Source organism: Chryseobacterium lathyri (assembly GCF_030812195.1).
GTDB classification, from domain to species: domain Bacteria; phylum Bacteroidota; class Bacteroidia; order Flavobacteriales; family Weeksellaceae; genus Chryseobacterium; species Chryseobacterium lathyri_A.
Genome location: NZ_JAUSSF010000001.1, coordinates 893,631 through 914,028, shown reverse-complemented (window position 1 = coordinate 914,028; position 20,398 = coordinate 893,631). Strand labels below are relative to the sequence as shown.

20 protein-coding genes are annotated in these 20,398 nt (G+C 37.3%); 7 read left to right on the top strand and 13 right to left on the bottom strand.

Annotation, left to right across the window (positions count from 1 at the left end; all coding sequences use genetic code 11):
- The first annotated feature begins 94 nt into the window (after positions 1 to 94).
- Positions 95 to 904, top strand: a complete 810-nt coding sequence (map, locus tag J2T03_RS04225) for a type I methionyl aminopeptidase (RefSeq protein ID WP_307209631.1) — start codon at positions 95 to 97, stop codon at positions 902 to 904.
- Entirely contained in the window at positions 904 to 1,671 is a 768-nt protein-coding gene (locus J2T03_RS04220) for a class I SAM-dependent methyltransferase (RefSeq protein ID WP_306842272.1), read from the top strand. Before map ends, J2T03_RS04220 begins: the two co-directional genes overlap by 1 nt.
- A gap of 64 nt (positions 1,672 to 1,735) precedes the next feature.
- On the opposite strand, the gene J2T03_RS04215 is transcribed toward J2T03_RS04220, so the two are convergent.
- Together J2T03_RS04215 and J2T03_RS04210 are read right to left on the bottom strand one after the other, a co-directional pair.
- Positions 1,736 to 2,062: a DMT family transporter gene (locus J2T03_RS04215; RefSeq protein WP_306842273.1), complete on the bottom strand. Its 327-nt coding sequence runs from the start codon at positions 2,060 to 2,062 to the stop codon at positions 1,736 to 1,738.
- A gap of 69 nt (positions 2,063 to 2,131) precedes the next feature.
- Positions 2,132 to 2,695: a Crp/Fnr family transcriptional regulator gene (locus tag J2T03_RS04210; RefSeq protein ID WP_307209629.1), complete on the bottom strand. Its 564-nt coding sequence runs from the start codon at positions 2,693 to 2,695 to the stop codon at positions 2,132 to 2,134.
- A 211-nt stretch (positions 2,696 to 2,906) separates the two neighbouring features.
- On the opposite strand from J2T03_RS04210, the gene era reads away from it, so the two are divergent.
- Both era and J2T03_RS04200 read left to right on the top strand, forming a co-directional pair.
- Positions 2,907 to 3,782 (top strand): GTPase Era, encoded by an 876-nt coding sequence (era, locus tag J2T03_RS04205; protein WP_306843135.1) that lies wholly within the window; start codon positions 2,907 to 2,909, stop codon positions 3,780 to 3,782.
- Positions 3,783 to 3,849: 67 nt separating this feature from the next.
- Positions 3,850 to 4,278 carry a DoxX family protein gene (locus J2T03_RS04200; protein WP_307209627.1) on the top strand — a complete coding sequence of 143 codons (429 nt, stop codon included), beginning with the start codon at positions 3,850 to 3,852 and terminating at the stop codon, positions 4,276 to 4,278.
- A 68-nt stretch (positions 4,279 to 4,346) separates the two neighbouring features.
- Here the strand turns inward: J2T03_RS04200 and J2T03_RS04195 are convergent, their stop codons facing one another.
- Positions 4,347 to 4,508: a bacteriocin-like protein gene (locus J2T03_RS04195; RefSeq protein ID WP_307209625.1), complete on the bottom strand. Its 162-nt coding sequence runs from the start codon at positions 4,506 to 4,508 to the stop codon at positions 4,347 to 4,349.
- 126 nt (positions 4,509 to 4,634) lie between these two features.
- Between J2T03_RS04195 and J2T03_RS04190 the strand changes: the two genes are divergently transcribed.
- Positions 4,635 to 7,037, top strand: a complete 2,403-nt coding sequence (locus tag J2T03_RS04190) for an alpha/beta hydrolase family protein (protein WP_307209623.1) — start codon at positions 4,635 to 4,637, stop codon at positions 7,035 to 7,037.
- 44 nt (positions 7,038 to 7,081) lie between these two features.
- Here the strand turns inward: J2T03_RS04190 and J2T03_RS04185 are convergent, their stop codons facing one another.
- Positions 7,082 to 7,771 carry an HAD family hydrolase gene (locus tag J2T03_RS04185; RefSeq protein ID WP_307209621.1) on the bottom strand — a complete coding sequence of 230 codons (690 nt, stop codon included), beginning with the start codon at positions 7,769 to 7,771 and terminating at the stop codon, positions 7,082 to 7,084.
- Positions 7,772 to 7,848: 77 nt separating this feature from the next.
- Between J2T03_RS04185 and J2T03_RS04180 the strand changes: the two genes are divergently transcribed.
- Both J2T03_RS04180 and J2T03_RS04175 read left to right on the top strand, forming a co-directional pair.
- The gene (locus J2T03_RS04180; RefSeq protein ID WP_307209619.1) at positions 7,849 to 8,415 is read left to right on the top strand and encodes a Crp/Fnr family transcriptional regulator; all 567 of its coding nucleotides are present in this window, start codon (positions 7,849 to 7,851) and stop codon (positions 8,413 to 8,415) included.
- A 78-nt stretch (positions 8,416 to 8,493) separates the two neighbouring features.
- Positions 8,494 to 8,997: a GNAT family N-acetyltransferase gene (locus tag J2T03_RS04175; RefSeq protein WP_307209617.1), complete on the top strand. Its 504-nt coding sequence runs from the start codon at positions 8,494 to 8,496 to the stop codon at positions 8,995 to 8,997.
- A 348-nt stretch (positions 8,998 to 9,345) separates the two neighbouring features.
- Here the strand turns inward: J2T03_RS04175 and J2T03_RS04170 are convergent, their stop codons facing one another.
- From J2T03_RS04170 to J2T03_RS04130, 9 genes are all read right to left on the bottom strand, one after another.
- Positions 9,346 to 10,359 carry a terpene synthase family protein gene (locus tag J2T03_RS04170; RefSeq protein WP_307209615.1) on the bottom strand — a complete coding sequence of 338 codons (1,014 nt, stop codon included), beginning with the start codon at positions 10,357 to 10,359 and terminating at the stop codon, positions 9,346 to 9,348.
- Positions 10,360 to 10,920: 561 nt separating this feature from the next.
- Positions 10,921 to 12,315 carry an MATE family efflux transporter gene (locus J2T03_RS04165; protein WP_307209614.1) on the bottom strand — a complete coding sequence of 465 codons (1,395 nt, stop codon included), beginning with the start codon at positions 12,313 to 12,315 and terminating at the stop codon, positions 10,921 to 10,923.
- Positions 12,316 to 12,419: 104 nt separating this feature from the next.
- Entirely contained in the window at positions 12,420 to 13,604 is a 1,185-nt protein-coding gene (locus tag J2T03_RS04160; protein WP_306842289.1) for a sigma-54-dependent transcriptional regulator, read from the bottom strand.
- A gap of 56 nt (positions 13,605 to 13,660) precedes the next feature.
- Complete coding sequence (locus J2T03_RS04155) at positions 13,661 to 14,320, bottom strand: YggS family pyridoxal phosphate-dependent enzyme (protein WP_307209613.1); 660 nt, start codon at positions 14,318 to 14,320, stop codon at positions 13,661 to 13,663.
- Between the two features lie 155 nt (positions 14,321 to 14,475).
- Complete coding sequence (locus J2T03_RS04150) at positions 14,476 to 15,342, bottom strand: polysaccharide deacetylase family protein (RefSeq protein WP_307209611.1); 867 nt, start codon at positions 15,340 to 15,342, stop codon at positions 14,476 to 14,478.
- A gap of 346 nt (positions 15,343 to 15,688) precedes the next feature.
- Positions 15,689 to 16,417 carry a DUF72 domain-containing protein gene (locus J2T03_RS04145; RefSeq protein WP_307209610.1) on the bottom strand — a complete coding sequence of 243 codons (729 nt, stop codon included), beginning with the start codon at positions 16,415 to 16,417 and terminating at the stop codon, positions 15,689 to 15,691.
- A gap of 4 nt (positions 16,418 to 16,421) precedes the next feature.
- Entirely contained in the window at positions 16,422 to 19,286 is a 2,865-nt protein-coding gene (locus tag J2T03_RS04140; protein ID WP_307209608.1) for a heavy metal translocating P-type ATPase, read from the bottom strand.
- A 149-nt stretch (positions 19,287 to 19,435) separates the two neighbouring features.
- Positions 19,436 to 19,996: a helix-turn-helix domain-containing protein gene (locus tag J2T03_RS04135; RefSeq protein WP_307209607.1), complete on the bottom strand. Its 561-nt coding sequence runs from the start codon at positions 19,994 to 19,996 to the stop codon at positions 19,436 to 19,438.
- Positions 19,993 to 20,385, bottom strand: coding sequence for an acyl-CoA thioesterase (locus J2T03_RS04130; protein WP_111953091.1), 393 nt, complete (start codon positions 20,383 to 20,385; stop codon positions 19,993 to 19,995). Before J2T03_RS04130 ends, J2T03_RS04135 begins: the two co-directional genes overlap by 4 nt.
- Between the last annotated feature and the right edge of the window lie 13 nt (positions 20,386 to 20,398).

The following is a 20,398-nucleotide window of genomic DNA, read 5'->3' as shown; positions in this document are numbered from 1 at the left end:
AGTATAATATAACAATTTAACAGTATAACAATGTAGCAATGACGTATTGATAAATTGTTACACTGGTACATTAATACATTGGTAAATTAATACAATGATTCAATTAAAAACAATAGAGGAGCTCCGCCTGATGAAGGAGAGTGCACACCTGGTTTCGAAAACACTGGGAATGCTTGCAAAAGAAATAAAACCGGGAATCAATACTTTACACCTTGATAAGCTGGCCCACGATTTCATTAAGGATCATGGGGCAGAACCTGCTTTTCTAGGATATGGCGGTTTCCCGAATTCTTTATGTATTTCTCCAAATGACCAGGTTGTTCACGGTTTTCCCAATAATGATATTATCAAAGAAGGGGATGTTCTTTCTGTAGACTGTGGGGTTATTCTCAATGGTTTTGTAGGAGATCATGCCTACACATTTGAGATCGGGGAAGTGAAACCTGAAGTTAAAAAGCTGCTTCAGGTAACGAAAGAATCTCTTTACAAAGGAATTGAAATGTGTGTGAGAGGAAAAAGGATAGGGGATATTTCCCATGCGATTCAGACCCATTGTGAAAAAGAAGGATATGGGGTGGTAAAAGAGCTTGTAGGACATGGTCTTGGAAGAAAAATGCACGAAGATCCCCAGGTTCCGAATTACGGAAGACAGGGAAGCGGAAAAGTCATTAAAGACGGTCTTGCCATTGCTATCGAACCGATGGTGAATCTTGGTACTGAAAAAGTGAAATTCCATAATGACGGCTGGACGGTCACTACTTTAGATAACCTGCCTTCTGCCCATTTTGAACACGATGTAGCGGTGATCAACGGGAAACCGGTGCTGCTTTCAACATTCAAATATGTTTATGAGGCTCTTAGGATCGTAAGTGATGAAGAAAAGCCTTTCCAATTGGATTTTTAATGAAAAAAGTAACTAAACTTTTACTCAATAAAATACCTCGCCCAATGCTTATTAAAATGAGTATCTGGGCGAGGCCGCTTATTTATCAGTTTTTTAAAGGAGAAGAATTCTATGACCCTATCGACGGAAGGTCTTACCGGAAATTCCTTCCTTACGGCTATGGAAAACAAAGGGAAAATGCACTTTCTCCCGGAACCCTGAGTTTGGAAAGACACCGCCAGATGTGGCTGTATCTTCAGAATGAGACCGATTTTTTTATTAAAAATGCAAAAGTTCTTCATATTGCTCCCGAACAGGAATTCCTCAGAAAATTTAAGATGATGAAAAATCTGAATTATATTTCTGCAGATCTTTTTTCTCCCATTGTAGATGTGAAGGCGGATATTTTGGATTTACCTTTTCCTGATGAAAGTTTTGATATTGTTTTCTGCAACCATGTCCTGGAACATATCGAAGATGATGCGAAGGCTATCAGCGAATTGTACAGGGTAATGAAGCCCGGAGGCTGGGGAATTTTTCAGGTTCCCATGAGAAACTCTATGGAAAAGACCTATGAAGATTTTTCAATAAGAGATCCGAAAGAACGCCAGAAACATTTTGGGCAGTACGATCATGTCCGCTGGTACGGAATGGATTATTTCGACCGCTTGAGAAAGGCCGGTTTTGAAACAGAACCGAACTTCTACTCCCAGAATTTTTCAGAAGAAGAAATCAAAAAATATGGGTTGAGACAAAATGAGATCTTACCTGTAGTTTTCAAAAAATAAAGAATAAACCCGTCCTTCTATAGAAGACGGGTTTATTTAATATAGATAGAAATTGTTTTTGATCTTAGTGAGAAACAGATTTCAGTCCTACTACAGAACCAATTAAGGTTATAATAAAAAATACTCTCCAAAAGCTTACAGGATCTTTAAAAAAGAAAATTCCCATAAGCGCTGTTCCTACAGCTCCTATCCCTGTCCATACAGCATAAGCCGTCCCTATTGGAAGTGTTTGTGTAGCTTTGATCAGCAATGCCATACTGATCGTCATGGTCACCAGAAAACCGGCATACCAGTAGTACATCTCAGATCCGGAGGTTTCTTTGGCTTTTCCCAGACAGGATGCAAAAGCAACCTCAAACAATCCGGCGACGATTAAAATAATCCAATTCATTTTTTTTGATTTTCTCTCCTGCAAATTTCAACTTTCAGAAAGGAAAAAAATTATACATTTGTTAAAAAATTATTTTATTTCTGCACGTATTCTGCTAAGACTTACCTGAGTAATTCCAAGATAAGACGCAATATGGCCGAGTTGGACTCTTTTTAAGAGATCAGGTTTGTTGGTCATCAGGTCTTTATATCGTTCCAAAGAAGTTTTAAACTGTCTTGAAATTATTAATTCTTCCGTTTTCACAAGCTCTTTTTCTGCAAATTTCCTTCCCCAGTTGGCCATGTGAATGTCTTCATTAAAAAGTTTTTTCAGGCTTTCCGTTTTCAGAATGTAAAGATCACAATCTTCCAAAAGCTCAATACTTTCATAGCCCGGCCTGTCTTCCACATAGCTTTTCATGGAAACTATGGTTTCGCCTTCACTTCCGAACCAGAATGTAATATCATTCTCAGCTGTAGAGGCATAGGCACGTACAATCCCTTTCCTGATAAAATAGATATGCGGGATAATCTTATCCACTTCCATGAGACAGAAATATTTTGGATGTGATACTTCTTGAATGTGGTGCTTCAAAGCGTTTTTAGAAGCTTCTGGCAAAACATAAATACGGTCAAGGATCTGGTCTATATCCATGAGTTTTAATTACTTTTTAAAGGTTTTCCCTATTGTCTTCAAATCTGTTAATTCTGCAAAATGCTTTTCTGCTTCGGTCATAGATGAATTTTCCCATAAATATATTACTTTTTCAAAGGCTGTACTTACTTTTCATAGAAACAAAACCCAATTAAATTTTGTTTTCACTAACTTTGCAGGCCGGCTCAATATTGAGCCTAAAAATTATTATATGCACAAAGCAGGATTCGTAAATATAGTCGGAAAGCCTAATGCCGGAAAATCTACCTTATTAAACCAGTTAATGGGGGAGAAATTGGCTATCGTAACACAAAAGGCACAGACAACACGCCACAGGATTTTTGGAATTTATAATGAAGAGGATTTACAGATTGTATTTTCAGATACACCCGGAGTTTTAGACGCAAAGTATGGTCTTCAGGAAAAAATGATGGATTTTGTGAAGGATTCTTTACAGGATGCCGATGTATTTTTATTCATTGTAGACGTTACTGACAAAGCTGAACCTTCGGAATTTTTAATTGATAAACTTAACAAGATCCCGGTCCCTGTATTGCTTTTATTGAATAAAGTAGATCAGACTACACAGGAAGGACTTGAAAAACTGGTAGAAGAATGGCACCAAAGAATCCCGAAAGCTGAGATTCTTCCTATTTCTGCCCTTAATGCCTTCAATACAGATATTATTCTGCCAAAACTAAGATCCTTGTTACCGGAGAATCCTCCTTATTATGACAAGGAACAGTATACAGACAAGCCGGAAAGATTTTTTGTGAATGAGGCGATCCGTGAAAAAATCCTTTTAAACTATGAAAAAGAGATTCCTTATTCTGTAGAAGTGGTTACCGAGCAGTTTAAAGAAAAAGAGGGGATTATTTTCATTGATTCTATTATTTATGTAGAAAGAGATACCCAGAAAGGAATTATCATTGGACATAAAGGAGAAGCTATTAAAAAAGTAGGAACAGAAGCCAGATTGGATCTTGAAAAATTCTTTTCAAAGAAAATTCATCTGAATCTTTTTGTAAAAGTGAAAAAGGACTGGCGTAAAAACGACAGGGATCTTAAAAATTTCGGATACAGATAAACTAAAAATGCCCTCGATTCCGTTCTATTAAAAGATTTTTATTAACTTTAGTCTAAATTTTTAGTAAATGAACTATTTTAATTCAAATTCCAGCTCAGTGCCTAAAGATATTATTTTATTAGCAGTGAGAGTATTTGTAGGTTTTGCCATGCTTTCTCACGGGTTTCCAAAACTTCAGATGCTGCTTGAGGGCGGTAAAATTGAATTTTTCGACTTTATAGGATTAGGTCCTACAGTGACCTTGGTTCTTACGGTTATTGCTGAATTTGTTTGTTCAATACTTCTTATTCTAGGTCTTTTTACAAGGATTTCTTTAGGATTTCTGATTTTTACCATGACCATTGCGGCTTTTGTAGTTCATGGAGCAGATCCTTTTGATAAAAAAGAAATGAGTCTGATCTATTTGTCTGTTTATCTGCTTCTCATGGTTTTTGGTGCGGGAAAAATATCGGTAGACCATATGATAGAAAAAAGAAAAAGAGCTTCGGATTGGTAGTCCGGTTCAGATAAAAGATAAAAGATAAAAGATAAAAGAGCATTCAATTTGAATGCTCTTTTTATTTATTATGGCTGACATGGCAGCGAGGACCATACACAGGTCCATATAATTGTACCGTTTTCATCTTCACCTGCTACACATGCTTTGTATCCGGAAGGACATGATGGCACATGTCCTCCAATAATAGTTTTTAAATCTCTCTTGGATAATTTTTTTAGATTTTTCATAATAAATATTTTAAATTATTTGGTACTACTAATATAGAATTATTTAATTATATCACGACTAAGGGGAGTAAAATTATCATTTTAATTATACGCAAAAATCACTACATTCGTGGAAAACGAATTTATATGAAGATAAAACTGACCATTTGCCTTCTGGCATTTCTCAATTTCTATGATGCACAGGAGAATATTACTTATCAAAAACCATCTGCTGAAATTCTAAAGCTTGCAGATTACGAAAGACCGCCAAGTGTTCTGATGAACAGCAAAAAAGACTGGGTGGTTTTCACTTACCGCCCTACCTATAAAACACTTGGAGATCTTAATCAGCAGGAAATGAAACTTGCAGGTTTAAGAATCAATCCTGTTACTAATATTTCAAGCAGCATAACTTACTCTGATAATCTGAAGGTCAGAAAGATCAATGATAAAAGCGAGATTCAGGTGAAAAATCTGCCTGCCAATGCCAAAATCACATATATTTCATTTTCACCGGACGAAAAAACACTGGCATTTACCAATACAACCAATAAAGGAGTTGAACTTTGGACAGTAGATATGGAAACTGCTTCTGCCAAAAAAATTACCGGTGATAACCTGAATGCCAACTTAGGAACACCTTATACCTGGTACAATGATTCTAAAGGCCTTCTGATCAAAACACTTCCTCAAAACAGACCGGCTCTTATAGATGCCAGCAAGGATCTTCCCACCGGACCCATCGTTTCTACGGCTGATGGTAAGGTTTCGCAAAACAGAACCTATCAGGATCTTCTGAAAAATCCTCAGGATGAAAAAAACTTTGAGGTTCTTACTGCTTCAGAAATTTATAATGTAGACCTGAGCGGGAATCTTAAAAAAGTAAAAGATCAGGATATGTATTCCGGTTTAAGCTTTTCTCCGGACGGAAATTATTTAATGGCAACGGTGATTAAAAAGCCTTTTTCATACATTGTTCCTTTAAGCAGATTTCCTCTGACAACTACGGTATACGATATGAAAGGGAATGCAGTGAAAATAGTAAATGATGTTCCTTTAAATGAAATAATGCCAAAAGGATTTTCATCTGTAAGAACAGGGAAAAGAAGCATGGGCTGGAGAAATGACGCACCGGCTACTTTAATATTTGCTGAAGCGCTGGATGGAGGCGACCAGTCTAAATCTGCTGAGTATAGAGATGAGATTTTTACATGGGAAGCGCCATTTGCCGCTGCTCCAAAATCATTCTTTAAAACAAAACAGAGATATGAAGGCGTAAGCTGGACCAATGATCACTATGCCATAATTTCCGAAGGGTGGTATGATACAAGAAATACCAAATCTTTCCTTGTAGACCTTAATAATGGTGAATCAAAAGTGATTGATGACAGAAATTACCAGGATGTTTACAGTGATCCGGGGAACTTTAGTACTACGAAAAATCAGTACGGAAGATATGTTATTGATATGAAAGGAGGAAAAACCTACCTCATAGGAGATGGATTTACGAAAGATGGGCAACATCCCTTCATCGACGAAATGGATGTAAAGTCACTTAAAAAGAAAAGACTGTATACATCTAATATGAAGAATGGTAAGGAAGAGATCATAGATATCCTGAATCCTTCAAAAGGTGAAATTCTCACGACTCAGCAGTCTCCAAGCCTGTATCCGAACTATTTTAAAAAGAATATTAAGTCCAATAAAGCAGAAGCAGTAACTCAATTTGTGAATCCTTTTGAAAGTATTAAAGACGTTTATAAAGAGGTAATTACGTACAAAAGAAATGACGGAGTTACTTTAACGGGAACTCTTTATCTGCCTGCCAATTACGACAGAAAAGCTAAAAAAGAAAAGCTTCCTTTACTGATCTGGGCCTATCCTACAGAATACAAGGATAAAAACACAGCAGGGCAGAATACCCAGAACCCGAACGATTTTACATTCCCATACTACGGATCTTTCGTGTACTGGACTACAAAAGGGTATGCCGTACTGGATGATGCTGCTTTCCCGATCATCGGTGAAGGAAAAACAGAACCGAATGATACCTTTATTCCACAGTTGGTTGCTAATGGAAAAGCGGCCATAGATGCTGTAGACCAGTTAGGTTATATTGATAGAACAAAAGTAGCGGTGGGAGGACATTCTTACGGTGCATTTATGACGGCCAACCTGCTAACCCATTCCAAAGATTATGCGTGCGGTATAGCAAGAAGTGGTGCTTATAACAGAACTTTGACTCCGTTCGGATTCCAGAGTGAACAGAGAAATTACTGGGATGTTCCGGAAATCTATAATACGATGTCTCCATTCATGAATGCTGACAAAATGAAAACACCAATGCTTTTGGTTCATGGTGATGCTGATAATAATCCGGGAACTTTTACCTTGCAGACGGAAAGATATTTCCAGGCTCTTAAAAATTTAGGAGCTCCTGTGAAAATGGTTCTGCTTCCGAAAGAATCTCACGGTTATGTAGCTAAAGAAAACATCTTACACCTTTTATGGGAACAGGATCAGTTCCTTGAGAAATGTTTGAAGAAATAAAATGGTTAAATAGAAAGCCCGTTCTAAACAATGAACGGGCTTTTTTATAAATACTTCAGCACTTCATCAATACTCTTCAATTCCATAAAATTTTTATGTTCCAAATGATGCTCATGCTGTTCATGGGTCCAGGTCACATGATAAGGAATGTGTGCTGCAAAACCTCCGATCTCCAGTACCGGTAAAATATCTGATTTTATAGAATTTCCGAGCATTAGAAATTGCTCTGGTTTGCAATCCAGATGTTTCAGCAGCTTCTGGTAATCACTTTCCTTCTTGTCGCTCATAATTTCTATATGATGAAAGTATTCCTGGAGTCCTGAATTCTTAAGTTTCCGCTCCTGATCCAGCAGATCGCCTTTTGTGGCCACTACCAGCCTATATTTCCCTTTTAAAGCATCCAATGTCTCTGTGACTCCATCTAACAGTTCTATGGGTTTTTGCAGCAGGTCCTGACCGATCTCGATGGTTTGGTTGATCAACTGCATGGATGCTGTACCTTCTGAAATTCTGCTGACGGTTTCTATCATACAGAGCATGAAACCTTTTACGCCGTAACCGTAGAGTTGAAGATTCTTCATTTCAGTCTTGAATAATTCCTGAGAAACAGAATGCTGGGGCAGATAATCTTCAAGAAGTGCACAGAATTCCTTTTCAGCTTCCTGAAAATAAGGTTCATTGATCCAAAGCGTATCATCTGCATCAAAAGCGATGGTCATTATATGATTATTCATTTTACTTTTGTATTTTTCTCGTGACAAAATTCAATATAAAAATTCAAACAGAAAAGGACATTTGTCCCGGATAAGATATGTTACGGACCAATCAGCTATTTTTAAACCATTTGGAAGGTTTATATGAAAAGCAGGAACGCAAAGAAGATATCGTGGTAAGATCATTTTCCAAAGGCGATAGAATATTCGCGCAGGGTGAGGAACTCTCTAAAGTAATGTTGATCAAAGAAGGAATTACCAAATGTTTTTTCGTTGAAGATAATGGTAAAGAGTATATTGTTGAGTTTCTGGGAAAAGGGGAGGTCACCGGGGAAATAGAATTGATCCGGAATATCCCCTGCCTTTGCAGCATTGAAGCAGTTACAGATGTTACTGTGTATGCTGTTGCTATACCGTATTTCAGGTCTTTGATAAAAGCTGATCTCGCATTGAATAATCTGTTGCTGGACGTATTTGCTGAACGTATTGTCAATACTTCAAAAAGAGCCTCATATCAACAGTTGTATGCGGCTGAACATACATTGTCCCAGCTTCTTGAACTGCAGGCGCAACAAGGGATAAAGATTTCAAAAGAAGATATGGCTGCCTATTTGGGAATTACGGTGAGAAGTCTGAACCGGACTTTAAGGAATTTAGGAAAGTAAAATAAATTATAATTACAGACGAACTTTCTGCAAGTTAAAGCTGTAGGCTTCTTATTTTTGCAGAGAAATATATAAAAAATGGGAGAGCTGCAATTCAGGAATGCTGAACTGAAAGATTTAGAAAAAATAGTTGAGATATATAATTCTACCATTCCTTCAAGAATGGTTACTGCCGATACAGAAAGTGTCTCTGTGGAAAGCAGAAAAAATTGGTTTGACGAACATAATCCAGAGACAAGGCCGCTTTGGATCATTGAAAATAATGATCATGAAACGATAGGATGGGTAAGTTTTTCTTCATTTTACGGAAGACCTGCCTATAATGGAACAGTTGAAATGAGTATTTACCTCGATGAATCCTGCAGAGGAAAAGGGTATGGGAAAAAAGTAATGGAATACTGTATTGATAAGGCACCAAGTTTAGGGATAAAAACACTGCTCGGATTTATCTTCTCACATAATGAAGCCAGTTTGAAACTCTTCAGGAATTTCGGGTTTGAAGAATGGGGAATGTTTCCTGATGTAGCGGTTCTGGATGGAATTGAAAGGAGCTTGATGATTTTAGGGAAAAGAGTGAGTTAAATCTTTTTTGAGACATATGTTCTGAGAGGTAAGATGAATCCCGGTTTTAACTTCAAAATGAAAATGCAGATGAAAATACAAGCTTTAAAGAATTTGCGGAAAGGGAACAAAGCTTACTGATATGGAGGAATTATAGTTTAAGTTTGTATAGTTCTTATTCTTGGATAAAAAAATTGCTGAAGCGTTAAGTCAGGTCAGATGTAGCCATTATCCATCCATATCTTTCCTCATCTGCTCTGCATGTGGATGGATAAAGTCGGGCCGGGGTAATGGCTACATGGCATGTAATCTTTTGAATTATATTCTTCTGTAAGATTTAAATTCTGTAAAATATTATCTATATCAGTCCTAGAAATATTTAATTTCTACTCTGTCCATTGTCTCACCTTTTCCATTGGGCGGCACAGCAAATCCATCAGGTTCATATCGTTCTGTTCCGCTTTTATAATACCAATTATTTAATCCACTGATCATTTGTTTTATGTAATAAATAAATTCCTCTGTCTCCTTTTGGTATGGACTGAAATCCGGTAGATGGTTTGATAGTGTTACAAATTCGTTTACAAGCTCATCATGAATCCTCATTCCTTCTTTGCAGGCTTCATCAAAAGAAATTTTATTGTGATGCTGTAATAATTTGATGATATTGAAAATCTCTGATTCTATTGCGAGCTCTTTGCCAATAGTTGCAAAATCGTTCTGAAGAGCAACAATGATTGACTGTAGCATAATAATACGCTGGATAACGGTATGATTATAAATGTAGTCAGGTAAAGCAAAACCAGTTGAAGGGCATATCAAATCAACAAATGGAATCATTCCTATGGAATTTGCACGGATTAAATGAAAGAGAGGAATAGGGGGAATGTCTTTACTGATTTTATATGGTGATTCTTCCATAATTCCATCAGTAACGAAACGGTATTTATAATTCTTAGCAATCCGCTCAAGCCAGAAGTCTGGCATCCCAAGCGCAATCCATTCCTTTCTGTTTGTTTGCATTTGACGGAACATTCCTATTTCTCCCGGTTTTGGATCATCTCCCATCATTATCTCAAAAATACGGTCTCTGAAAGCTGCAATTTCCTTTATGGGCAAAAGTTCAACATAATCATCAGTTACTGTCATATAAATAGCAAAACGCGTTGCATGCAGGATTTTGTCCTTTTCGGTAGCTGCAGGTACCATAAAGGGCCCTACATCAACTAACCTCATTTTTCTGTACCTGGTCATTGCCTCTTTTGATAAGAATTGATAATCCTGGTCATACCAACGGGTTTCTTCTTCATAGAAAGTTCCAACGAAGGGGCTTGAGAGGGTTTCCCAAGGGTATACCGGCTTGGGTACATTAAATTGTTTCATAATAATATGGTTTTAGTTTAAAATGATAAAAAATTGTATTCATACTCACTATGTGATTATTTTCTAAGTTATGCTCACAAATTCTTTCAGGTGTTTATTGTGCAAGCACCAATCTTTAAGACAGGCTTCTTTCAGAGACATTGGATGTTCATGCTGGATTACTTTAAGATAATGCATGCCATCTGGTTGCCTCGTCTTTGATTACCGATTGTACTTCATTGAAAAAGTAATCAGGTTGGGAATTTTTAATGTTGGGAAAGGTTATTTAAACTGTTTGTAAAACAGCTCAAGTGTGTTGAGATTTTCATTGTTCATATTGTGATGTTTTTGGTTTAGTTTTGAATACTAAAATAAGAATTTATTATACATAATATAATTTTATTTTAATTATTCAATATTAATCATATATAATTTTGTATATGATGTGATTTTAAATCAATTAATATTGATGATTTTCCCTATATTTCTCCAAAATATACAAGTTCTTATTCTTGGATAAAAAAGCTGCGCGAAGTCGAAGACTTCGCGCAGCTTTTTTAAATTTAGTCAATAACCGGAGTTTTAATCTCCCAATTGATCTATTGTTATATTCTGTGTATGTTTCTGCTTTATTCTCTTCGCAGACATATTTAAAAACCGCTTCACCAGGAAAACTGCAGAAACCGTGAGTCCCAGTCCTAGAGCGATCCACATTCCGAAAGCGCCCATTTTTAAAGTGACACATAAGAAGTATCCTAAAGGAATAGTAATCACCCAATAAGCAATAAAAGTATAGATCGATGGAATTTTTACATCCTGAAGTCCTCTGAGCATTCCTAAAGCCGTTACCTGAATTCCGTCCGAAAGCTGGAATAAAGCAGCGATAATCATTAATTTCGATGCAAGGGTAATCACTTCAACTTCCTCTTTTTTAGTAAAGAAAGTAGGTAATATATTTCTTCCCAGAATAAAGACCAATCCGCAGATACACATAAAAATAAAGGCGATTTTCAGGTTGTTGATCCCGACTTTTCTTAATTCAACAAAGTTCTGCTCACCAAGCTTTCTTCCGATCATAACCGTTGAAGCCACACTGAATCCTACACACAGGTTGAAGGTAAATGAGGCCATACTTAAAGCAATTTGATGAGAAGCAATATCGTGAGCCGAAATCAGCCCGCAGATAAATGCTGCACCTGCAAAAGCGGTAACTTCAAAGAACATCTGTAAGGCAGTAGGCAGGCCCAGTTTCACCATTCTATCAAACATACTTCTGGAGAAAACCTGAATTTTTAAGGAAAAATCTTTAATATATCTTCTTGTTTTTTTCTCTTTCACCAGTACAGCATACAGGAAAACCACCATGAATATTCTGGAGATCAGTGTGGCTAAAGCTGATCCTTTTACACCCATTTCGGGAAAGATCCAGAGTCCTTTAATGAAAACATAGTTCAGGACAATATTAATAACATTCGCAATAATCGTTGCCTTCGTAACACCAATAGTATAAGAAAGACCTTCAGAGACTTCACGAAGCGTCTGAAAAGCCATGAAGGGGATCATGCTGATTGCCATAATACCCAAGAAATCTACCGTATTCGGAATGATCTTCTCCGGCTGCCCGGAATGATAGAGTAGCGGCATCCCTAAAAGTAAAATTGCCATTAAAATAATCCCTACAGCCATATTGATCACAAATCCGTGGCTGAATACGGAATTAATAGTTCCGTGGTCCTGCTTGGAATGTGCCTCAGAAACAAGAGGCGGTATGGCAAATGAAAAACCCAGTGCCAGTACAAACACCGAGAAAAATACGGCATTCCCCAATGAAACGGAAGCCAGCGCATCCGCTCCTAAAAGTTTTCCGACAATGATATTGTCGAACAGATTCACCGAGACCTGCCCAACCTGCGTAAGCATGACAGGAAGAGCCAGGGTAAGGCATTCTTTCGTATAATTTTTGTTTAAAAAGTTCATAGTATTTTATGATTCATATATAGTTTAATATTTAAAAATAGGGCAAAAAAAATTTGCAGTAAGGCTACTGCAAATTGTTATCATATATTTAATGTTCTATTAAATTATTTCCTTACAAAACTTGCAACATCCTCTTCAGAAACAGTGTTTCCGCCAAGAATAATTAATCTTTCTACAACATTTCTCAGTTCTCTGATATTTCCTGTCCATGAAAGAACTTTAAGCGCTTCAATCGCCTTATCATCAAACTTTTTTACGGCAGTACCATGCTCATCGGCAATTAATCCGGAAAAATGATCTACCAATAATTTGATATCCTCTTTTCTGTCGTCCAACGGCGGAACATAGATTTCAATTACAGAAAGCCTGTGATAAAGGTCTTCCCTGAACTTTCCTTCCTCAATTTCCTTCTGCATGTTCTTATTTGTAGCAGCAATTACCCTTACATCAACTTTTATTTCCTTATCGCTTCCTACAGGAGACACTTTACTTTCCTGCAATGCTCTCAAAACCTTAGCCTGGGCAATAAGGCTCATATCTCCAATTTCATCTAAAAAGATGGTTCCTCCGTTCGCCTGCTCAAATTTTCCTTGCTTGTCTTTAATAGCCCCTGTAAAAGAACCTTTTACGTGTCCGAAAAGTTCAGATTCAATAAGTTCAGAAGGGATCGCAGCACAGTTTACTTCGATCATCGGGCCTCTTGCACGCTCACTTTGATTGTGGATAGCGTGTGCTACCAATTCTTTTCCGGCTCCGTTAGGTCCCGTAATCAAAACACGGGCATCAGAAACAGCTACCTTTTCGATCATATCCTGGATCTTCTTCAAAGCAGGAGACTCACCGATCATCTGGTATTTTTTGTTAACCTTTTTCTTTAAGGTTTTATTTTCAGTTTGAAGATTTTTATTTTCCTTTTTAAGACTTTCTTTAGCTAGAGCATTTTTTACACTTGTGATCAGCCTGTTGATGTCAATCGGTTTAGAAATAAAGTCATATGCACCTTCCTTCAGGCAGGAAACAGCAGAATCAATATCTGCGTGACCTGAGATCATGATAAATGTGCTTTCAGGCTTTAAGATCATACTTTGCTTTAAAAGTTCTGTTCCTGAAAGTTTAGGCATCTTGATATCAGAGATCACCAATGCGAAATCTTCTTTTTCTATCTGTTTGTAGCCTTCAAGGCCATCTTCAGCGATAACAAATTCGTAATCGGTAAGTTCATCAGAAAGGATACTGTGTAATACTCCCGAGATTGCTTTTTCGTCTTCTACAATAAGGATTTTTTGCATAGTTGCAAATTTAGATTTTTTGATTCAATTATTAGCAAAAACTATACCTAAATATACTATTTTGAGTAATCTCTTCTCCCGAAAATAGCTGATCCAACCCTTACGGAATTAGCACCACATTCAATGGCAGCCGGGAAATCATCACTCATTCCCATAGATAAAGTTTCGAGTGTTTTTAATTGATTTAATTCATCAAAAAGTCTTTTTAAAATCAAGAACTCTTCTCTCACCTGTTCTTTGTCGTCTGTAAATGTGGCCATACCCATCAGGCCGGTAATTTCAACATTGGTGAATTTTCCGTCAATATACTGTTGGAATAATGATTTAGCTTCAGCAATCTCAAATCCGAATTTGGTTTCCTCTGCTGCAATTTTTACCTGAAGCAGTACTTTAATAGTTCTGTTGTTCTTTCCGGCTTCCTTACTGATCTCTGAAAGAAGTTTTTCTGAATCCACACTTTGGATAGTATCAATGAAAGGAGCGATATATTTTACTTTATTCGTTTGCAGATGCCCGATCAGGTGCCATTGGATATCCTTGGGTAGGAGAGGGTATTTCTCCATAAGTTCCTGAACCTTGTTCTCACCAAAGACTTTTTGTCCCAGGTCATAAACCTCCTGAACATTCTGAGCAGGATGTGTTTTGGAAACGGCAACCAGCTGAACTCCCGCAGGCAGCTGATTTTTTATTGCATGATAATTTTCTTTAATATCCATAAATGCAAATTTCTGAATTTTAAAAGCAAAAAACTAATGAATCTGTAAAATTGTTGTTGGGGGTGCAGGTTACTGGTTAATTAGTTGCTAGTTATCGGTTACCATCAATATAATTTATTCAGTGCATTATTAAATTGTACTGATACACTGTTACATTAATTGAGAATATCATTGATCTCCGGGTACTGGGAAATCTTTCTGAAGACAAATTTATTGCTTTTCTGAAGCTTTTCTATAAACATGTCCAGCTCATTGATGGAATCGGCATCTCTGAGGTATTGGTCATGCGTAAGAAAAACCAGGTGTCTTGATGTTTTTTCCAGATCATTCAGGAAGATACTGTCCACTTTTTTGATCATAGCCTCATGGCTTCCTTTTAAAGTCATTTTCTGAGAAGGTCTCCATTCAAGATCCCAGCCGATCACTTTATAGCCTGCTTTTCTAAGGCCGTTTGCAGCGTCGGTTGAACTTTTAATATCGGTAACGTTAATATTGTTCAGTCTCCAGATATTTCTTCCCGGAGTTCTTGCTATCTTATCATAAAGTTTAAGACTGTCTTTGGCAATATCAAAATCATGGACTACAGCCTCAGGGTTCTTGTAAAAATCGGTGTATTTATTATGGGCATGGCTAAAGCTGTGATTGGCAAGCTCAATCAGAGGATTGCTTTTTAAAAGTTCCATATCATCTTTCTGTCTTTTACTTCCATAAGCATGTTTTCCCACTAGAAAAGCAGTAGCACACACATTCCTTTTGTTTAATATTTTAAGGAGATTTTCCGTTCCCTGGTTGGGGCCGTCATCAAAAGTAAGGTAAATGATTCTTTTATCGGATTCTATATTCTCATCATCTATTTTCGGGACCGTTTTCACGGTGGGATGTTCCAGTGAAACTTTTTTTTCAAACTCTTTCACATCAGTTTTGCCATTACAGCCGTTGAATACAATTGAGGCCGCACTCATCAATGCAGTCATCCCGAGAAAAGTCATATTTTTTGACTTTCCCCCAAAAATTTTTCTCATAAAGATAATGGAGATTTAAATCGTTAAAAAAATGTTAAATTATCGCTTAAATGTTAACAAATTATATGCCAGTATTTGTTAAAACACTGCTTTTTAATTTTATTTTAAGTTCTTATTTTAAATATCATTCCTAATAGATTAAAAGGTTTTGAATTATCTTTCCTTTTTCTATTATTTTAACATTTATAATTGTAAAAACAATAGTCTTTTTCTATTTCTGTTGAGATTAAATTATTTTTCCTTTTATGGAGAATTATCTTAATTGAACAATAAAAAGTAATGATTTGTTTTTGCTATATCCTAGAATAGGCAAAGAGAGTTGATTGTATGACGGAAATGTAGAGATTTATTTTAAAGTCCCCTTAAGATATGTCGCATTTTTAATGGCAGCAGTGCCCCATGTATTATTGAAAAATATAAATGCTTTTTTTCCTGAATGACTGATTTTTTCAGCCAGATCATCGAGAAAATCCAAGCTGTACTCCGATTTATAGAGGATTGGTTTTCCGTGAAGTCTGTAATACAGAGCTTCAGGATGATTGATTATGATTCCTTCCGGAAGATCACCGGGAAAGCTGACTCCGGAAAAAATAATATTATTTTCTTTTAAAACAGTGAAAATGTCGTCGGTCCACCAGGAATTATGACGGAATTCTATAACATTTAAATAATTAAAATCAAGACTTGTCAAGATCAGATCGATGTTTTCCTGTGAGTTTTTAAAAGAAGGAGGAAACTGATACAGAAACCCGGAAAGCTTTTCTTTTAAATGAATTTGGATGTGTTTACAGAACTCTGAAATATCTTCTTTAGCATCTTTCAGCCGTTTTTCATGGGAAATGACTTTTGGTATTTTAATGAAAAATTTAAAATCAGCGGGTGTTTCATCATACCATTTTAAAAGCGTTTTAGCAGTTGGTTTCCTGTAAAAAGTGGAATTGATCTCCACTGTATTGAAAACCTTGGCATATAAGGTAAGAAAGTCTTTACTTTGGGCATTCTCAGGATATAGCGACCCTTTCCAGTCGTTATTATAAAATCCCGAACATCCAATGTAAAGACTTTCTTTTTTCATGACATTATTTTATATCTGCATCCAGATCTACAGAGTTCAGCCTCAGTGAGTTCAGAATAACAGAGAGTGAACTGACGCTCATTGCTGCTGCAGCAATCATGGGTGACAATAGTATTCCAAAGAAAGGATACAATAATCCTGCCGCTACGGGAATACCCAGCACATTATAAATAAAGGCAAAAAACAGGTTTTCTTTAATATTCTTGAGAAGCTTTTCACTTAATAATTTAGCTTTTGCTACACCTAAAATATCACCTTTCAATAGCGTTATCTCTGCACTTTCCATGGCAACATCGGTGCCGGTTCCCATCGCAATTCCTATATTAGATTGTGCAAGGGCAGGAGAATCATTGATCCCGTCACCGGTCATCGCAACAATCTTGCCTTGCTGCTGAAGTTTTTTTACCTCATTCAGCTTATCTTCCGGAAGGCAGCCTGCTTTATAATGTTTGATTCCTAATTCGTCGGCAACTGCCTTGGCCGTATGTTCATTGTCACCGGTCATCATGATCACGTCAATTCCCTCATTCATCAGACGCTGAACCGCTTTTTTGGAAGTTTCCTTAATTTTATCGGTAAAGCTGATGAAGCCCAACACTGTTTTATCCTGTGCAATATAAGAGATGGTATGTGCCTTGGACTGTACTTCGACTGCTTTTTGTTTTAATTCCTGAGGAATAGATAAGCTGTTGGAGACCAGAAGGCTTTCATTTCCTAAATAAACTGTTTTTCCATTGATTTTCCCCTGAACTCCTTTTCCTGAGATGTTTTCAAAGTGGTTCACCTTTTCAGCAGTTAAATTTTCATTTTTTGCTCTTTTGATCACGGCATTGGATAATGGATGTTCTGAATTTTGGTTTAGAGAAAAGGCAAGTTTCAGGATCTCATTTTTATCTCTGTTCCCTGTAATTTCAATATGTTCTACAGAAGGCTTTCCTTCCGTTAAAGTTCCTGTTTTGTCTGTGATCAGAACATTGACCTTATGCATTTGTTCCAACGCTTCTGCATTTTTGATGAGTATTCCACTTTTAGCTCCTTTCCCGATTCCCACCATCAGTGACATCGGAGTTGCCAGCCCGAGCGCACAAGGACAGGCAACAATGAGAACGGCAACGGCATTCACAAAAGCAAATAAACTTCTTTTTCCTTCCGGCCCGAAAAACTGCCATAAAACAAAAGTAAGAACAGCAATCAGAATTACAACAGGAACAAAGACTTTGGAAACCTTATCGGTCAGTTTCTGTATTGGGGCTCTGCTCCGGCTGGCTTCATTTACCATTTTAATGATTTGCGAAAGAAGGGTTTCATCACCAACTTTTTCAGCTTTCATAATGAATACCTTGTTTCCGTTGATTGTTCCTGAAGAAACTTTATCATCGATGTTTTTCTCTACAGGTACAGGTTCTCCGGTGATCATACTTTCATCGACCAAAGAGCTTCCTTCTGTGATCTTACCGTCAACAGGAATTTTTTCACCCGGTTTTACTTTCAGCAGATCTCCGATTTTTATATGGGAAAGCAATACTCTTTTTTCTTCTCCGTTTACAATAAGATTGGCTTCGTCAGGAGAAAGATTCATCAGTTCCTTGATAGCATTCCCCGTTTTTTTATGAGCGGCGGCTTCCATCAGCTGTCCTAAAATTACCAACGTTAGGATGACACAGACCGCCTCAAAATACAGTGGGATTTCATGATTATGACCTCTGATTTCATGAGGAATAATATCAGGAAAGAACAATGCGGCAATACTGAAGATGAATGCTGCTGCAACCCCTAAAGCAATCAGGCTGAACATATTTAAATTCCAAGTCTTGAAAGAAACCCAGCCTCTTTTCAGCAGGAACCATCCGGAATAAAACATCACGGGAAGCGTTAAAGCAAGTTCAATAAACCCCTGTATTGTGTGGGAAAAAGGAAAGGTGATGAACATTCCACCCATTGAAAGAATAAAAACCGGGATGGTGAAGGCAAGGGAAGTCATGAATTTCCTTTTCAGAATATTGTATGTTTCATCTTCTTCACCCTCGCCACTGTCTGGCATTCTTACCAGGTCCATTCCGCATATCGGGCAGTCTCCCGGTTCGTCACGGATGATTTCAGGGTGCATGGGACAGGTGTATTTTGCAGTTTTCTTTTCCGGGTATTTTACAAGATCCATTCCGCAGACAGGACATCCTACGTTAGAATCATAGGTTTTGTCGCCTTCACAATACATTGGACAGTAATATTTTCCGGCCATATCATCTGTCACTTTGGGAGCTTCATGATGATGGCTGTGATCGTGATGGTGGGAATGAGCATGCTGATGGCTTTGAGAGGTTGCATTTTTTGCAAGATCTTCTGTAATTTCTTCCAGATGCATATGGCAAACCGGGCAGTCGCCTTTCTCGTCATATACTTTATCTCCTTCACAGAACATAGGACAATAGTGCTTTCCTATACTGTTTTTGAAATTCTCGGGCAGATTTGAAGAAGAGTAGGCAGGTTTATGATTAGGATCTTTAGCATGTTTTTCCTCGATGGGAACCAGATACATATTGCAGACCGGACATCTTTCACCCTGTTTAAAATATACTTTTTCGCCTTCGCATTCCATCGGGCAGTAATATACTGAAGAAGGAGAAACCCTGTCCTGAGGTTTTATAAATGTCTTTTCAGGTTGACTGGGGTCTTCCAATCTGTATTTTCCGATTTCTTCTAAAGCGTTATTTAGAACCGACAATTCAATTTCCTTATCGGAAGTGATGGTTGCGGTATTGTTTTCCAGATTTACATCAGCGGTAACTCCCTCAACAGAGTTGAGCTTTTCAGAAATTTTTTTCTGACAGCCGGAGCACGTCATTCCGAGTATATTATATTGTCTGTTCATGATCCTTGAATTTATACTACAAATTTCCAAAACGAATTGGTAAGGCTGTTATAAATTTAAGGATAATAGTTATAGAATTTTGCTTACAGGTGTTTGAGAGTTTTAAAATAGGAGGGTTTTGAGTATCCACAATCTTCCAACCCTCAAACTCAAAGACTATCCAGGGTCTTTCTTTGATGGTCCTTCAGCTTCTTGAATTCCGTAGGAGTAAAGCCTGTGATATTCCTGAACTGGGAGGAAAGATGCTGAACACTTTTATAGCCAAGCTTCCCTGCGATTTCTGTGAGGGTAAATTCATTATAAAGAAGCAGTTCTTTTACTTTTTCAATTTTGTGAAGAATAAAAAACTGTTCGAGGGTAATGTTTTCGTTCTGAGAAAAGGTTTTAGAAAGAGAGCTGTAATCTTTGGGGATTTTTGAGCTTAAAAACTCGGAAAGAAGGAAGTTTTCATCAATATCCAGCTCACTGATCTTGATAATAATGGTATTTTTGATCTTGTCGACAAGCTGGTGAACGGAGTCCTTAATTCTTTCAAATCCAGTCTCCATAAGACTTTTTTCCACAGCCAGCATTTTTTCTGCTGAAATATCAGTGTCGACTTCTACTTCTCCTAACACAACAGAGTTTACTGCTATACCAGCCTCGCTGAATATTTTTTCCACTGCAGAGATGCAGCGGTTGCACACCATGTTCTTAATGAAAATTTTCATGGCTTGCTTAATCTGTCTTTTACAAATTCGATCTGGGTTTTTCCGTGTGGAGCAGGGTTTCCTTCATTATCCAGGTTTACCATTACGATCTTGTCTACGGTAATGATTGTCTGGTGGGTCATTTTGTTCCTTACATCACATTTTAAGGTAACAGACGAAGATCCGAAGTGTGTGGCTTCAATCCCTATTTCTATGATATCTCCCTGTTTTGCAGAGCTTACAAAGTTAATCTCTGAAATAAATTTTGTAACCACTTTTGTGTTTTCCAACTGAATGATTGCGTAAAGCGCTGCCTCTTCATCGATCCATTGTAAAAGTCTTCCTCCAAAAAGAGAATGATTGGGATTCAGGTCTTCGGGCTTTACCCATTTTCTGGTATGATAGTTCATGTTTTGATAATTT

Coding starts and splice junctions, on each gene's coding strand:
- map (WP_307209631.1), top strand. CDS start 95: ATGATTCAATTAAAAACAATAGAGGAGCTCCGCCTGATGAAGGAGAGT.
- J2T03_RS04220 (WP_306842272.1), top strand. CDS start 904: ATGAAAAAAGTAACTAAACTTTTACTCAATAAAATACCTCGCCCAATG.
- J2T03_RS04215 (WP_306842273.1), bottom strand. CDS start 2,062: ATGAATTGGATTATTTTAATCGTCGCCGGATTGTTTGAGGTTGCTTTT.
- J2T03_RS04210 (WP_307209629.1), bottom strand. CDS start 2,695: ATGGATATAGACCAGATCCTTGACCGTATTTATGTTTTGCCAGAAGCT.
- era (WP_306843135.1), top strand. CDS start 2,907: ATGCACAAAGCAGGATTCGTAAATATAGTCGGAAAGCCTAATGCCGGA.
- J2T03_RS04200 (WP_307209627.1), top strand. CDS start 3,850: ATGAACTATTTTAATTCAAATTCCAGCTCAGTGCCTAAAGATATTATT.
- J2T03_RS04195 (WP_307209625.1), bottom strand. CDS start 4,508: ATGAAAAATCTAAAAAAATTATCCAAGAGAGATTTAAAAACTATTATT.
- J2T03_RS04190 (WP_307209623.1), top strand. CDS start 4,635: ATGAAGATAAAACTGACCATTTGCCTTCTGGCATTTCTCAATTTCTAT.
- J2T03_RS04185 (WP_307209621.1), bottom strand. CDS start 7,771: ATGAATAATCATATAATGACCATCGCTTTTGATGCAGATGATACGCTT.
- J2T03_RS04180 (WP_307209619.1), top strand. CDS start 7,849: ATGTTACGGACCAATCAGCTATTTTTAAACCATTTGGAAGGTTTATAT.
- J2T03_RS04175 (WP_307209617.1), top strand. CDS start 8,494: ATGGGAGAGCTGCAATTCAGGAATGCTGAACTGAAAGATTTAGAAAAA.
- J2T03_RS04170 (WP_307209615.1), bottom strand. CDS start 10,359: ATGAAACAATTTAATGTACCCAAGCCGGTATACCCTTGGGAAACCCTC.
- J2T03_RS04165 (WP_307209614.1), bottom strand. CDS start 12,315: ATGAACTTTTTAAACAAAAATTATACGAAAGAATGCCTTACCCTGGCT.
- J2T03_RS04160 (WP_306842289.1), bottom strand. CDS start 13,604: ATGCAAAAAATCCTTATTGTAGAAGACGAAAAAGCAATCTCGGGAGTA.
- J2T03_RS04155 (WP_307209613.1), bottom strand. CDS start 14,320: ATGGATATTAAAGAAAATTATCATGCAATAAAAAATCAGCTGCCTGCG.
- J2T03_RS04150 (WP_307209611.1), bottom strand. CDS start 15,342: ATGAGAAAAATTTTTGGGGGAAAGTCAAAAAATATGACTTTTCTCGGG.
- J2T03_RS04145 (WP_307209610.1), bottom strand. CDS start 16,417: ATGAAAAAAGAAAGTCTTTACATTGGATGTTCGGGATTTTATAATAAC.
- J2T03_RS04140 (WP_307209608.1), bottom strand. CDS start 19,286: ATGAACAGACAATATAATATACTCGGAATGACGTGCTCCGGCTGTCAG.
- J2T03_RS04135 (WP_307209607.1), bottom strand. CDS start 19,996: ATGAAAATTTTCATTAAGAACATGGTGTGCAACCGCTGCATCTCTGCA.
- J2T03_RS04130 (WP_111953091.1), bottom strand. CDS start 20,385: ATGAACTATCATACCAGAAAATGGGTAAAGCCCGAAGACCTGAATCCC.